At 61.3% G+C, this 14403-nt stretch carries 9 protein-coding genes; 6 read left to right on the forward strand and 3 right to left on the reverse strand.

Annotated features, from left to right (window positions below; all coding sequences use genetic code 11):
• Nucleotides 1-18: 18 nt before the first annotated feature.
• Nucleotides 19-975, forward strand: a complete 957-nt coding sequence (locus AC0L26_RS15125) for a hypothetical protein (protein WP_473633256.1) — start codon at nt 19-21, stop codon at nt 973-975.
• A 3-nt stretch (nt 976-978) separates the two neighbouring features.
• On the opposite strand, the gene AC0L26_RS15130 is transcribed toward AC0L26_RS15125, so the two are convergent.
• From AC0L26_RS15130 to AC0L26_RS15140, 3 genes are read right to left on the reverse strand one after another with little or no spacing between them, the layout of a single operon-like run.
• Complete coding sequence (locus AC0L26_RS15130; protein WP_473633257.1) at nt 979-1323, reverse strand: hypothetical protein; 345 nt, start codon at nt 1321-1323, stop codon at nt 979-981.
• Nucleotides 1323-1763: a DUF6484 domain-containing protein gene (locus AC0L26_RS15135; protein ID WP_473633258.1), complete on the reverse strand. Its 441-nt coding sequence runs from the start codon at nt 1761-1763 to the stop codon at nt 1323-1325. Before AC0L26_RS15135 ends, AC0L26_RS15130 begins: the two co-directional genes overlap by 1 nt.
• 8 nt (nt 1764-1771) lie before the next feature.
• Nucleotides 1772-4099 carry a type VI secretion system Vgr family protein gene (locus AC0L26_RS15140; RefSeq protein WP_473633259.1) on the reverse strand — a complete coding sequence of 776 codons (2328 nt, stop codon included), beginning with the start codon at nt 4097-4099 and terminating at the stop codon, nt 1772-1774.
• Between the two features lie 246 nt (nt 4100-4345).
• On the opposite strand from AC0L26_RS15140, the gene tagH reads away from it, so the two are divergent.
• From tagH to AC0L26_RS15165, 5 genes are all read left to right on the forward strand, one after another.
• On the forward strand, nt 4346-5434 hold the full coding sequence (gene tagH / locus AC0L26_RS15145) for a type VI secretion system-associated FHA domain protein TagH (protein WP_473633260.1): 1089 nt from the start codon (nt 4346-4348) through the stop codon (nt 5432-5434).
• 401 nt (nt 5435-5835) lie between these two features.
• Nucleotides 5836-7353 (forward strand): type VI secretion system protein TssL, long form, encoded by a 1518-nt coding sequence (gene tssL / locus AC0L26_RS15150; protein WP_473633261.1) that lies wholly within the window; start codon nt 5836-5838, stop codon nt 7351-7353.
• Nucleotides 7354-7375: 22 nt separating this feature from the next.
• A complete protein-coding gene (gene tssM / locus AC0L26_RS15155; protein WP_473633262.1) occupies nt 7376-10927 on the forward strand; it encodes a type VI secretion system membrane subunit TssM in 3552 nt (1183 codons plus the stop codon).
• Between the two features lie 158 nt (nt 10928-11085).
• Nucleotides 11086-11856 (forward strand): PP2C family protein-serine/threonine phosphatase, encoded by a 771-nt coding sequence (locus AC0L26_RS15160; RefSeq protein ID WP_473633543.1) that lies wholly within the window; start codon nt 11086-11088, stop codon nt 11854-11856.
• The gene (locus tag AC0L26_RS15165) at nt 11856-14402 is read left to right on the forward strand and encodes a serine/threonine-protein kinase (protein WP_473633263.1); all 2547 of its coding nucleotides are present in this window, start codon (nt 11856-11858) and stop codon (nt 14400-14402) included. The genes AC0L26_RS15160 and AC0L26_RS15165 overlap by 1 nt, the downstream gene beginning before the upstream one ends.
• Nucleotide 14403 lies beyond the last annotated feature (1 nt).

Raw genomic sequence — 14403 nt, forward strand, 5'->3', positions numbered from 1 at the left:
CAACCCTAAGAGGGAACCATGTACACCCTGCCCATCTCCGACACCACGGCCATCGCAATTGACGACGACGAGGAGGATTCCTGGTGGGTTCATGTCGTCGACTTCGAGGCCAAGACGATCGAAAGCTTTTCCGTCGAAGGGCTGGGGACTGTTCAGTCGGCGCATTACGACGCAGGTCGCGGGCTGATCTGGGTCATCGTTGACGGTACGATTTTCGCCATCCAGCGCTCAAAGCAGAAGATGTTCGAGATATCGCCGCCGCCGGAGCCGTTTTACGTCTATTCGGTAATCGGCGAAGGTACCCACATCTATGTCAGCGGCGAATATTCCAATCTCTGGCGGATTACAGTTTCTGGGCTACATTGGGAGCCGCTGCACACGCCAGCGCCGAAGCCCCCGAGGTCGGACGACCCGAAACAGCAGACGCGGCGGGTACGGACATACGCCCGGAAGTATCCGCCCTATTATTTTGGCTTCAAGGTCGGCGATGACTATGTCTTCTGCGGTGCATTGGGCGCTCTGGCCCGGGTCCGCGGCACGTCCGTCGAAACCCAGGCAATCGACACCGGCGCGCGTCTGGTGACTGGTCGCGTCGAGGGCGCGCAGATTTCGCTTTCCGCAGACAGTCCCCGCGCTGAAATCTATCTTGGAGGCTTCGATGAGGGCTTTGAGGTTGTCTTCTCGGATAATCAGCGCTCGCTCCATCGCACGGCGATTCATGCGGGTCGCCGCTACATCGGCATCGCAGAGTATCCGCCCTCAGACCTTCACAACCTCTATGTGCATGAAAAAGGTGAACTCGTTGCCATCGAGACCGATTGCGCGAGGGAACCGCTACAACTGATTTCGTTGTCGTCGACGGGAGCCGCGCTTTGGGCGATCGATACGATCGGCATGTTCCGGCTGTCGGGTGGCACCTGGACGCTTGTGGAGGTAGACGATCTGCGCAGCGGCGTCTGGCCCAAAGGCGGCTGATCCTCAGTCCGCGCGCCGGTGCGCGTCGAGATATGCCCGCACCTTTTCTAGGTCGAGTTCCGCGACCAGGATCGGCTTCCCCGCCACCAGCATGCGCAGCACGAACAGCTCGCCCGCGTCAGGGTATTCTGCATAGCGCTCCTCGGCGATCCGGAGCCCATCGGCTCCCGCTACACGCAAGCCGTCCAGATGCGCCTCCAGACGCTCGATAAGGCGGCTCAGGCGTTCCTCGTCCATTTCAGGATTTTTATCCGGGCTCAGCAGATGCCCGTCGTAAACAGTCCACAAAAAAGCGGCCATCTCCGCATGCTGACGCACGACGTTTTCGAGAACCGGCGGCTTGGGCATCAGTTTAGGTTCACCGAACCGCCCCGGATCCGATTGGAGGCGCTGGCGTGACTGACCAGGTATGTACCCCGAATGGTGAGGTGACCGTCCTTTTCCATGATGATGACCGACTTGCCGCATCTTAGCTCCAGCCGCTCGCTGGCACTGATCTTCACCGTTTCGCCATCGCGTACCACATGAGCCTCGGCACGAGGGCTATTTGTCTGTCGTTTTGCGGGATCGACAATACGCCCGACAATCAGCGGCTTCAGCGGATCGGCGTTTTCGAACAGCAACGCCACTTGCGAGCCGATCATGTCGGATGACAGTTCGGTCAGACTGCGCGCCGGCAAGGCTGCTTCCTCCGGATTGCCGGGAAACACCACAAGCGGCGTGCCCTCGTCGAATCCGAGCAGCAGACCAATCACCACGCCATCGATCCGTTCGTCGATATTGTTCATGGGCGCCCTCAGTTCTGTTTTATCTCCGAGCCCTTCATGATGATATCGCTCGAAGCATTGACGTTTATCTTTCCCGAACCCTTAACAGTGATATCCTTACCCTTGATGGTAATCGTTCCGTCCTTTTTCATAATGATCTCGGCGCTGCCGGTTTTTATGGTGACGGAATCCTTGGCCTCAATGGTGAGGTTCTTGCCGACCACTATGGCCGCATCATCCCCGACCTCAGTAAAGCTCTTCTTGGCGACCTTGAGGGTGTGCGCGCCGCCAATCTCCGTTGAATCATCCTTGGCAACTGTGGTCGAGCGTCCGCCGCCAATTTGGGTGCCTTGATCCTTGGCGATCTTGAAGGTCTGACCGCCGCCGATCTGAACCCCCTGGTCCGAAGCGATCGTCCAATTGTCACCGGCACCAATGCTGTGCGTCTGGCTTGCGCCCACCGTCACCGATCGCGTGGCGCCAATCGTATTGCTTTGAAGACCTCCGACGCTGCGCTGCTCCGCCGCGCCGACGCTGTCGATGCGGGCCGCACCTACGGTGATCGTCTGAAGCGCGCCCACCGTCTGTGTATGCGCAATGCCGATCGTCTCCGTCGAGTTCGACCCGATATTGATCGTCTCGTTCGACCCCACCGTCAGCGAGCGATCGACCCCCACCGTCTCGGTATCGTTGTTGCCAATGTCGGTGGTCTGGTCGACCCCGACCTTGACCGTCTTGTTGTTGCCGACGTCCTCGTCGAGGTTGTGGCCGACGGAGTGCTTGGCGTCGTGGTCGATGCGGTCGGACTGATCGTGCTGCACCAGCTTGGTGCGGTCGTTCTTGATCAGCAGGTTGTGGTCCTTCTGCGCCTGGAAATTGACCAGTTCGGAGCCGGCCTTGTCCTCGAACATCAGCTCGTTATAGCCGCCACCGCCCTTGGAGGAGTCCGACTTCCAGCCGGATTGCGTGGCGCTGCCCGGCAGACCGTACGGCGGCATCTGGGCGGCGTTGTAAACCCTGCCGGTGATGATCGGCAGATCCGGGTCGCCTTCGATGAAATCGATGATGACCTCCTGGCCGATGCGCGGTATCTGGATGAACCCCCAGCCGCTGCCGGCCCAGGTCTGCGAGACGCGCACGAAGCAGGAGCTGTTCTGGTCCTTCTTGCCCAGACGATCCCAATGGAACTGGACCTTCACCCGGGCATATTTGTCGGTGAAGATCTCCTCGCCGGATGGGCCAACCACCGTCGCCGTCTGAGGACCGCGCATGATCGGCCGTGGTGTGATCCGTGGCGGACGATAGGGCAAGGCAGCCGGCGCCACGCCGAGGATCACCTTGAAGTTCTCGCTGCCGACGTCGGCAAGGGCCCTGTAGCCCGGATCGAACAGCCTGTATTCGGCGCTGACCACCAGGTACTCCTGATTCTGGTCCTCACGCGGGAAGCCGTCCAGTTGGAACGTGCAGCCCGAATACAGCCCACGCACGGTTCCGACAGCAGCGATGCGCTGGTGCACGGCCTGGATTTCCTCGCGGCGGATCGCAGCCAGGCTATCGCCGCGGCCAACGTCAAGATGCGCGCCGGGCTGGCGGTAGTTTTCGCCCGCCGCCAATTTGTGACCGAACGGCTGGGCGGATTTGGCCATCAGGTCGGCGCCCGGTTTCTGGAAATCATAGTCGGTATGCGCATAGGCGCCCGGCCGCACCGAACTGCCCGGTATCCATTCCGTTATATACTCGACATCGCGCCGGGAGCCTTGCCCTTCAAAGTGATAGGGTACTTTCTCATAGCCCGGCGCGGGCTTCAGCTTGTTCATTGCGTCGGCGAGCACAAGCGTGTGCTTGCCATCGTCATGCTCGAAGAAATACAGGATGCCTTCGTGCTCGAGCAACCGCTGCACGAAATCGAGATCGGTCTCGTCATATTGCACGCAGTATTCGCGCGGCGGATAGGATCCTTGCAGGCGCTTCTCGAATTTTGCCGTGCTGTATTTCGAGAAAACCTCCTCGACGATCTCGATGACGCTCATGTTCTGGAAAATGCGGCAGTCAGTCGTGTTGCCTAGGAACCAGAGCCATGGCCTGATGACCGCTTCGTAATATGCCAGCCTATCCTCGATCCGGGTGAGCCGAAATTCCGAGATCAGCCCGCTGAACCAGCGTTTCGGATCGGATTCACCTTCGATCGAGACAGCACCGCCCAGCATCTTGAGCGCGTCGATATCGGGGCTGCTGCTGACGAACCCGACAGTATAGGCCAAACAACGACTGATCTCGTCGCGCCCGACAAGATGGGTGAAGGTCAACAACTCGGCGCCAACCGGTGTCTGCACAACCGTAGCACGTTCGTTCGGCATGGGTCGTGCCCCTCCTGGACGCGGCCGCAGTGTAGCGGATTTGGAGTTCCTGCTATGTGATCAGCATCACCTTCAGGAACGCCACGCCATGTTGAGACTACCACAAGTTTTCCTGCCGACCAAAAAGAACGAGCGGCAGTTGAACCCTGCCTTATCGATTTCATCGACTTGAAACGCTGCTGTCCTGTTTTACTTGCAAGCTGCTAGAATGGTAGCGTATCGATCGGCGATCGATGGCGATTTTGGATGTTCATCAGGCTGCAGATCAACAATGTCGACGCCCTGCCCGCTGGCATCTCAACCGGCTATGCAGCCCGTGACCGCAGCTTCGAGATCGGACGCGAGGCTTGTGACTGGACCTTGTCCGACCCGGACAAATTCATCTCCGGCCGGCACTGCGAGATCAGGTACGACGCGGGCGCGTTCTGGCTGCACGATGTCTCGCGCAATGGAACTTTCATCAACGGATCGAGCCAGCGCATGGCCGGCCCGCATCGGCTCGGTCATGGCGACCGGCTGCTGATTGGCCGCTACGTCATCTCCGTAGCGATTGACGACGAGCGAGCGGCGACAGGCCAAGCTCAAGGCAATCGCGGTTCGACGCAACGGGAAATGCCGGTTGCCACGGGCCGGCCGCTGGACGTCGGCAACGAGCCTTTCTTCAGTCCGGCGGAGCAGCGGGCCGGGCAGCAGGCGCCAGCATCGACGTCTTCCTTGCTGCAGCCCATTCCTCCGCCCTCGGCGGGGTCCGCATCCCGCCGCCCTGACGCAGACGAGCTGCTGCGGGTAATCGCGATCGCCGCCGGCATTTCACCGGAATTGCTTCAATCGCGTGACAAGCATGAAGTTGCTGCCGAAATCGGCGCGGTGCTGCGGACGGTGGTCGAGGAGCTGGCCTTGCTGCTGAAAGCACGGGCGGCTGCGAAGATACTGGCCAAGAGCACACACCGGACGATGATAAGTGCTGAGGATAACAATCCCCTAAAGTTCGTCCCGGGAACCGACGACATCCTTGAGATCATGTTCGCACGGCGCAGAGCCGGCTATCTCGATGCCAAGCGCAGCATCGAAGACGCATTCCGTGATCTCAAGACGCACGAATTTGCCACCTACGCAGCCATGCAAGCTGCTCTCTCCCGGCTGCTTGACGACTTGTCGCCCGAGGCGATCGGCAAAAAGCTACCGCCGACCTCGTTCAGTTCGAAGAAGGGCCTGGCCTGGGACGCCTTTGTCGCGAAATGGCGGACCATGGAGGAAGCCCACGAAAACGGCATGCTGGATATATTCCTGTCCTATTTCAGCGAAGCCTATGCCAAGGCCGACAAGCAAAAATAGGCTGGAAGACTGAATCGGGCGCATGCCCCGGAAATCGGATCGTTTGCTGCGTTGACCTTTGGTTGCGAAACGAATTAGGCGGCAACTGGAAAGTCCTTTGCGGTCCAAAAGGACGCGCGGCGCTTAAGTTGACAAAGAAAAATCCTTTGGCAGCACTGCTTTAGGTTCCAATCGACAGCTTCTGAGATTACGATCACATACGACAGTTCGCCAGCGGGTAAGGCTGATTGACCTAGGGGTCTGCGGCAAATGTCATGTTACGGCGGGATAGTGTTTTGTAGCCGACTTTCTTCCAGACACTGCCCTCGTCAGCAGCGCCTGCATTTCCTGCACATGACCAGGAACCGCTCTGCGCCCATCTGGCGCAAACGCGGGCATCGCGGCCGGACGGAATACCTGCAATGAGCTCGAAGGACAATCCTTTCGGCCCGGCGGGCAAAACGGTCATTCGCGCAAATCCACGACGCGAGCAAAAATCGGCGCCAGCTGCTCAGGGGCCTGTTACTGGCGGCGGGCAGCGCGATCCCTCCCCAGTCAAGGATTCAACAATTTTCGATCCAGGTGTCGGCCGGCATGCGCCCCCGGGCTGGATATCCGGAACTGTGATCTATCAAGGCGCATCTTCCGATGCCGCGATGGTAACCGGCTCTTCCGCGGCGACGCCAGCCATGCAGCAGGATGTTCTGCTCGATGCCGCGGACAGCGTCAGCTATTCCGCCGCAAACCCGATCCTCGCCGCGGCCGTGCCCTTGCTGATGCTGCTCGGCCAGCTCAGGCTCCTGTCAGTCGAAAGACAGGCGGAGCCACTGGCGGAGCATGTCGCCGATACGATTGAAAAGTTCGACCGGACAATGGAGAAGTCAGACGTTCCCGAAGAGGATGCCCGGATCGCAGTATTCGCCCTTTGCGAAACCGCTGACGATCTGATCGGCAACCTGCCCTGGCCGAAGAGTGACGACTGGGCGCAGCACGGCATGCTGTCGCGGTTCTTTCACGTCGAACCCACCGGCACGGGCTTTTTTGAAGCGCTGAACAAGGTGCTGGCCACGCCGGAGGCACACTACGATTTGCTCGAATTGATGCATGCCTGCCTGTCATTGGGGTTCGAAGGCCAATATCGAGGCCTGACGCGCGAGGACACCGACCTCGAACGCGTCCGACGCGACGTCTATGAGACGCTTCGCTACTTCAGGGCTCGCACCGACGAAGAGGTCTCGCCGCACTGGCAGGGCATGGCGGCGACAATGACGAAATCGTCCACCCGGCTGCCGCTCTGGGCCGTTGCGGCTGCTGCATCGGCGCTGCTGACGGCAGCATTCTTCGCGTTGCGGGTTCTCGTCACCAACGAGGGCGATGCCGCTGCCGGCCAACTGCTGGCGCTCAATCCATCAACGCCGGTCACCATCGAACGCGCCAGCGTGGCGCCGTTGGCCGCGCCGGTGAAAGCCGCTCCGCCTGTCGCCGCCGCCGTCACCCAGATCGATCGCATCCGCACCGCATTGGCCAAGGATATCGCGCGCGGCGGGCTGATCGTCGGCACGCAAGGCAGGTTCATCGTCGTGGAAATCAACAATCTCTTGTTGTTCCAGTCCGGCAGGGCCGAGATAAAGCCAGAGTTTGGACCGATAGCTGCAGACATCGCCGCCGCGCTGGAAACCGAGCCCGGACCGATCAGGATCGTCGGTCATACGGACAATGTGAAACCGCGAAAGTCGAGCGCGTTCAAATCCAACTTCGACCTTTCCGTCGCCCGGGCGAAGGCTGTCGAAGCAATGATGGCGCCGCAATTCAGCCAGCCTTCACGGATCACGGTCGAGGGCAAGGGCGAGGACGAGCCGATCGCCGACAATACGACGCCGGAAGGTCGCGCTCAGAATCGCCGTGTCGACGTGATGATCCCCAAGGAGGAGACGTTGTGATCGCGGCCGGCTGGAAGCGCCCATGACGCGTTGGCTGCTGCAGATATTCAGCGTCATCGCGCTGGCCGGTTTCGCGGCAGCCGTCTGGTTTGCCGGGCCATTGATCCGCTTTGCCGACACCCGCCCGCTCGGCTCCGTCTGGCTGCGTGGCACGATCATAGGCGTCACCCTGGCGATCGCGGCGCTCTTCTACGGCTTCCGTTTCTGGCAAATGCGAAAGGCGCAGAAAGCGCTCGAGGCGGCAATCGTCCGCAGCGACGACAGAGATGGCGAGACGCAGATGCTCGAGGCCCGCATGAAGGAGGCCATTGCGACGCTGAAGCGGTCGAGCGGCAGGGGCAACTTCCTCTATGAGATCCCCTGGTACATCATCATCGGCCCGCCTGGTGCTGGCAAGACAACGGCACTGGTCAATTCGGGTCTGAAATTTCCGCTTGCCGGGTCGGGTGACGCCCAACCGGTGGCCGGGATCGGCGGCACACGGTCCTGCGACTGGTGGTTCACCGACGAGGCGGTGCTGATCGACACCGCCGGACGCTACACAACGCAGGATTCGCACGCCGAGAGCGACAAAAAAAGTTGGCTTGGCTTTTTAGCGCTGCTCAAGAGATACCGCACTAGGCAACCGATCAACGGCGTCATCCTGGCCATCAGCCTTGCCGACCTCATCAGCTTCGATGATCAGCAATTGAACGCCCATATCGGCGAAATACGCAGCCGCTTGCGGGAAACATACGAAACGCTGAAAGTCCAGTTCCCGGTCTACCTGCTTTTCACCAAGGCCGACCTTGTCTCCGGGTTCATGGATTATTTCGGCGGGTTCGACGAACCGCGCCGGCGCAAGGTGTGGGGCGCGACATTCCAGACCACGGATCGCGGCAAGAACATGGTCGGCGCGGCCCCGGCCGAGTTCGAGGCCCTGGCAAAACGGCTGACGGAGGAGATACCCGACCGGCTGCAGGAAGAGGCTGATCCAGTCGCGCGCATAGCCCTCTTCGGCTTTCCGGCGCAATTCGGCGCGCTGAAGGGACGGATTGCCACTTTCGTCGCCAGCCTGTTCGATCCGGCCCGCAGCCAGGTGAATGTTAGTCTGCGTGGGTTTTATTTTTCATCAGGCACGCAGGAAGGAACACCGATTGACCAGGTGCTCGGCGCAATCGGCCGCAGTTTCGGCGGCAGTCCCGGGACGCATCTGTCCGGCGCCGGCAAAAGCTTCTTTTTGCACGACCTTCTCACCCGTGTCATTTTTGCCGAGGCCGGGTGGGTTTCATACGACAAATCGGCTGAAAGGCGTGCGGCGGTCGCCAGATATGGCGGCCTTGGCATAATCGCGTTGATCGCCGCGGTGGCCCTGGGCGCCATGGCCGTGAGCTACACGGCCAACAGATCGCTGATCGCCGCCACCACCCAGGAGATCAGCCAGTATCGCGAGACAGCGGGCCCGCTGCTCAAAAGTACTGAAGTCACCGATGTCGATCTCGAAAACGTCATTGGCCCGCTCGACCAGTTGCGCAATCTGCCGGCAGGGTTCGAAACCGGCGACTTGCCGACGCCGGTTGAGGAGACGTTCGGCCTCAGCCAGCGGGAAAGACTTCTTTCGGCATCCAAAACCGCATACCGCCAAGCGCTGGAGCGCACGTTCCGCGCGCGCCTGTTGATACAGGCCGAGCGGACGATCCAGGCCAAGATGGCTGACCCCGCCGCGCTCTATGAACCGTTGAAAATCTATCTGATGCTTGGCGGCAAGGCGCCAAAGGTCGACGACGCGTTGATCGTTTCCTGGATGAGACAGGATTGGGAGCAGAACCGGTATCCGGGCGAAAACAACCGCGAGGGACGGGCGCAGCTCGAAAAGCATTTGCGCGCCATGCTTGCATTGGACGACGCCTATGATCCGGTTTTCGAACTCAACCGACCGCTTGTCGAATCCGCCCAGCGCTCGCTCGGGCGCATGAGCCTAGCCGATCGTGCCTCCGCATTGATCAAGTCGGCTACATACGCGGCGGCGCTGGACGATTTTTCTGTTTCAACGAAAGGTGGCCCGGAAGCGAAATTGCTGTTCGAGCGCATAGACGGCAGCGATCTGGCTGATGTTGGTGTTCCCGGCATCTACACCCATGCCGGCTTCAACGACTTCTACCTCGGGCAACTCTCGCGCGTCGCGCAGATGCTGGTCGACGACCAATGGGTCCTCGGCGGTGGCGGCGAGCAAGGCGGCATCGATCAGGAATTGCTCAAGCTCGGTCCAGAACTTCTCGATCGGTACGGAAACGAGTTCACCGCGGCGTGGAACGCCGTTCTCGATGAATTGAGGTTCAAAGCGATGCTGAAGGACAAGCCGCATTATTTCGCGCTTTCCGCCGCCGCGTCGCCAACCTCGCCGATCGACCAGCTTTTTACGGCGATAGCCGACGAGACAGCCCTGACGCGGGAAGCCGGAGGCAACAGAGCCTCCGAGCTAGAATCCGGCGCGGTTCAGAACCAGCCGCAGGCGTCTGCAGATATCGCCAAGGGCTTGGCGCGCATCGGCATACAGATTGCCACAGGCAAATCGCAAAGCCGCGCCGGCGCAGGGTCCTCGAGCGCACAGCATCCCGGAGCAAAGATCGAAGCGCAGTTCAGGTCATTCCAGACGCTGGTGAACGGTCCTTCCGGACGCCGCCCGATAGATGCATTGACCCAGAATTTCCGTGACATCTACCAGAGTCTGCAACTGGCGGCCGACGTTCCTTCGCAGACGGAACGCGTCAACATGAATCTGCAACTGCAGGTATCCACCCTTCGCGCCAATGTCTCGCGTCTGCCCAAGCAGCTCGCGCGGATGGTCAACGCGACGGCCGACGAGTTTGAGGGCAACGTCGCCGAAACCTCGGTAGCGAATCTGAACCAGATGCTCGACCAGACGGTGACGCGCGCCTGCGAAGAGGCGGTCAACGGACATTATCCCTTCGCCGGCAACGGCACCGAGGACATCGCAATGGCGGATTTCTCGAAACTGTTCGCTCCGGGCGGGCTGATGGACCGGTTCTTCGCACAGAATCTCGCATCGCTGATCGACATGACCGGCCAGGACTGGAGTTGGAAACAGGATGCGCGCTTGGGGCGCGACCTTCCGAAGTCGACCTTGAAGGATTTCCAGCTTGCTGCCGAAATCCGCAACGCCTTCTTTCCCTCCGGTGGTTCTGTCCCGTCGGTGAGCGTCACCTTTACGCCGGTTTCACTGCATGGCGATGCCGATGCGGCAATACTCGACGTCGACGGCCAGATCGTCCAAAGCAACCAGGCAGGCAACGCGCCAACCACGGTGACCTGGCCGAGCAGCGGGACTTCGGCGTCCGCCAGCCTGAGCTTGACGCCGGAAATGCCAGGCCGCGAGTCCGCCATCAAGTTCGACGGTCCGTGGGCGCTGAAGCGATTGCTGGACAAGGCTGATATCACCAGCACCGGCGGCAATACGGAAGCCCGCTTCGTGATCGGCGGGCGCGATGTCGCCTATAGGATCCAGACGGGTTCGGACCCCAACCCCCTCCTCCTTCCCGCGCTTTCCGGGTTCAGCTGCCCAAAGGCCTTTTGATATGGCCTTCGGGCTTTCCAGCATGATGACGCCGTCCAGGGGCCGCAGACGCTCGGACGTTGATTTCGATATTCTAATATCCGCGCCTGTGGCAAACTGGCGCGAGCGAGCGCAGGAAAATGCGCCGCGGAGAACGCTTGCGAAGCGCTTGGTGGCAAATGAACAATGTCGCCCTTCCCTTTGAAAGCTTCGGCGTTAGCCACAGAGGCTGTGTCCGCGAGCTCAATGAGGACAGCTATCTGGTCGAGCCGGAAACCGGCCTCTGGGTCGTGGCCGACGGAATGGGTGGACATGATGCCGGAGAAGTCGCCTCGGCCAGCATCGTCGATCATCTGGCAACGATCGGCATCGCAAGTTCGGCACCGGATCTTCGCGCGCGCTTCGAGGACCGGCTGAGTCGGGCCAATGCTGAAATCCGCGGGATATCGGAGTCCCGCGGCGTAACCATAGGCTCCACCGTCGCTGCCTTGCTGGCTATGAATGGGCGGTTTGCCTGCCTATGGGCGGGCGACAGCCGGGTCTATCTGATCCGCAACGGCTCGATCTCGCAGATTTCGAGGGACCATACCGAGGTTCAGGAACTTCTCGACAGAGGCATGATCAGCGCGGCCGAAGCGCTCACCTGGCCGCGCCGCAATGTCATCACACATGCGGTTGGTGTCAGCGACGAGATCGTCATCGATTTCCAGCAAGGCGAAATCATGCCGGGGGACATTTTCGTGTTGAGCACCGACGGGCTGACGGCGCACGTCTCCGACGCCGAGATCGAGGCGGCAGCGGTGTCCGCGACACCTCAGGCGGCGTGCGAAAACCTGCTGCAGACAGTGCTGGCGCGCGGCGGGACAGACAATGTCACGATTGTGCTGGTGAAGATCGGAGACGGCAGCAATGGGTCGCGTACTGATCCATCCGCGGAGGTTGGAGGCTGATGAGCGCCGACGACAAGACGCGAATATCGCCTGGCCTGGCAAACACCGCCGTCGGTACGCAACTCAGCGGCATCTACGAACTTGACGAGCGGATCGCGTCCGGCGGCATGGGTGAGGTTTACCGTGGCCACAACATCCAGACCGGCGACCACGTCGCGATCAAGATCGTCCTGCCCGAGTTCGCCCGTGACCAGACGATCCTGTCCCTGTTCCGCAAGGAAGCCTCGATCCTCAACCACCTGTCGCACGACGCGGTCGTCAGATATCACGTCTTCACGATCGATCCCGGGATCGCCCGGCCCTACCTTGCCATGGAATTCGTCGACGGTGAATCGCTGTTCGACGTCATGCGGCGTGGCGCGATGCGGACGGAAGATGTGCGCAAGCTCTGCCACCGCCTTGCATCCGGTCTGAGCGCTGTGCACCAGGCGGGAGCAATACACCGCGACCTTTCCCCGGATAACATCATCCTGCCAGGAGGCCGGGTCGACCGTGCAAAGATCATCGACTTCGGCATCGCGCGATCGGCGACCGTCGGCGGGGAGACCCTGATCGGCGGAAAGTTCGCAGGAAAGTACAGCTACGTTTCTCCCGAACAGCTCGGGCTGTTTGGCGGCGACGTCAGCGAGCAGTCCGACATCTACAGCCTGGGATTGGTGCTGGCCGCTGCGTTGCGCGGAAAGCCGATCGATATGGGCGGCTCCCAGTTCGAGATCGTTGAGAAGCGCCGAACCGTGCCGGACCTGTCCGACATCGATGCCGATTTTCGCGAGATTGTCGAAGCCATGCTGCAACCGGACCCGCGGGATCGGCCAGTCAGCATGGCAGACATCGCCAGGCTGACGCGTGACGACAGCGAGGAGACAACGCCTCCGCCGTCCATCACACCTCGCGCCCGGACTGGTCTGCCGCGAACCGGCGAAACCGTCGCGCCCGGTTCCAAAGCCCCCGGGCACGGCTTGCCGGCTGTTGCGAAATCGGGGGAGCAGCGCTTCGTTCCGCATGTCCGGCCGGCGCATCTGTCCACACCGCGGCCTTCGAAGGTCGCCCCTCCTTCGCGCGCGGTCACGCCTGATGCCCCCCAGAAGCCTGCAAAGACCCGCAACGTCGCAATCGCTGCCTTGGCGGCGCTGGCTGTGGTCTCCGGCGCAGGCGTCTATCTGAGCGGCCTGATGACACCTTCCACGCCGATCGCCGGCGATACACCGCTTTTGGCACCAGAAGCACCAAAGCCGGCCCCGGCGGGCGGCGCTGCGAGCCCGCCTGGCTATGAGCCGGCAAAGCGGATTCCAGCCCAGCAGCCAAAACCGGACGGCGCTGCGCCGCCCGTCGAAAATCGGGCCGATGCCGAGGCCAGACAGGAGCCGGAGCCGATACAGCCGGCCAAAGTCCCCCCGCCCACCGAGGAAATCTCGGAGCCGTCTGCAGTCGAGGTGCAAATACCACCCGAAGCGGTTCCGCCGGCAATTCAGCCTGATGCGGTGACCGGCAACAGCCAGCAGGCAGCTCCGCCGGCCGCCGAGGTAGCGCCTGTAGCACCAGCCGAGAAAGCCCAGGCGCCAGCGGTCCAGTCCGATGCCGTGGAGAGCCGGAAGCCCGAGCGACAGGCTGCGGAGGAAGCCAAGGCCAAGGCTGAAGTTGAAGCCAAGGCTGATGTTGAAGCCAGGACCAAAGCGGAGCGAGAGGCCGAAGAGACGGCGAAGACACAAGCCGAAGAGGAAGAGCGTCAGAAGGCGGAGCAGGCGGCGCGGCTCGCGTCGGAGAGGGCCAAGCTCGACGCCGCGCGCAGGGCCGCAGAGCAGGCGCTAAAGGTGGAGCGTGCGCCGCAACCGCAGGCGGGCGAGTCGCCGGACGACGGCACCGTCGCCTTGAATGTGCCCAGACCGGAAGCTCCGCCGGCTCCTCCCGTCGATGCGATGGCGCAACGGGTCTCCTGGGTGCGCGACTTCAGCGGCGGCGATTGTTTCTATGCGGCGTTGACGTCGGCAACCGACAAGGCTGCCGCGATCGAGGGATTTGGAACGGAGGTCCCGCCATTCGAGCGAATGATGTACGATTTCCAGGCAAGATTCCATGTCGAACCGGACATCAGCGTCCGCCTCATTGAACCCGCCCAATGCGAAGTCACCAACTTTTTGCGCTTTCTGGATCAGACAGCGGCCGACAAGCCGCGGCTTGTTCTCGATCGGACGTCGGTGCCGAGCGGTTCGCCGATCAGCGGTACGCTGGTGACGCATGGCGGCCTCATTTCCAGCGTGCTGCTGATCGACCACGAGGGCATGGCGTTCAGCCTCGACGATCGTATCGTGGTGCAATCGGACAAGGCCATTTTCAACATCCCGACCAGTCTCGACCCCGCCGACAAGGCGGCCGGCAAGCCCGTACCGCAGATCATAATGGTCATCACAGGTCGACAGGATATTCAGGCTGCGGCGTTCTCCGGGCCAACCCCGGTCTCGGTGCTGCTGCCCAAAATTCTCGAGGAAATCGAGACCAGCGGATCTGAATTCTCCGCAACTGGACAATACTTCCGGCTCGGCGGATAGC

It is taken from the genome of Mesorhizobium sp. WSM4823, assembly GCF_055811195.1.

What these genes read in the sequence shown, in the direction of transcription:
- AC0L26_RS15135 (WP_473633258.1), bottom strand. Translation starts at nt 1,763, where the DNA reads ATGAACAATATCGACGAACGGATCGATGGCGTGGTGATTGGTCTGCTG.
- AC0L26_RS15160 (WP_473633543.1), top strand. Translation starts at nt 11,086, where the DNA reads ATGAACAATGTCGCCCTTCCCTTTGAAAGCTTCGGCGTTAGCCACAGA.
- AC0L26_RS15130 (WP_473633257.1), bottom strand. Translation starts at nt 1,323, where the DNA reads ATGCCCAAGCCGCCGGTTCTCGAAAACGTCGTGCGTCAGCATGCGGAG.
- tagH (WP_473633260.1), top strand. Translation starts at nt 4,346, where the DNA reads ATGTTCATCAGGCTGCAGATCAACAATGTCGACGCCCTGCCCGCTGGC.
- AC0L26_RS15165 (WP_473633263.1), top strand. Translation starts at nt 11,856, where the DNA reads ATGAGCGCCGACGACAAGACGCGAATATCGCCTGGCCTGGCAAACACC.
- AC0L26_RS15140 (WP_473633259.1), bottom strand. Translation starts at nt 4,099, where the DNA reads ATGCCGAACGAACGTGCTACGGTTGTGCAGACACCGGTTGGCGCCGAG.
- tssL (WP_473633261.1), top strand. Translation starts at nt 5,836, where the DNA reads ATGAGCTCGAAGGACAATCCTTTCGGCCCGGCGGGCAAAACGGTCATT.
- tssM (WP_473633262.1), top strand. Translation starts at nt 7,376, where the DNA reads ATGACGCGTTGGCTGCTGCAGATATTCAGCGTCATCGCGCTGGCCGGT.
- AC0L26_RS15125 (WP_473633256.1), top strand. Translation starts at nt 19, where the DNA reads ATGTACACCCTGCCCATCTCCGACACCACGGCCATCGCAATTGACGAC.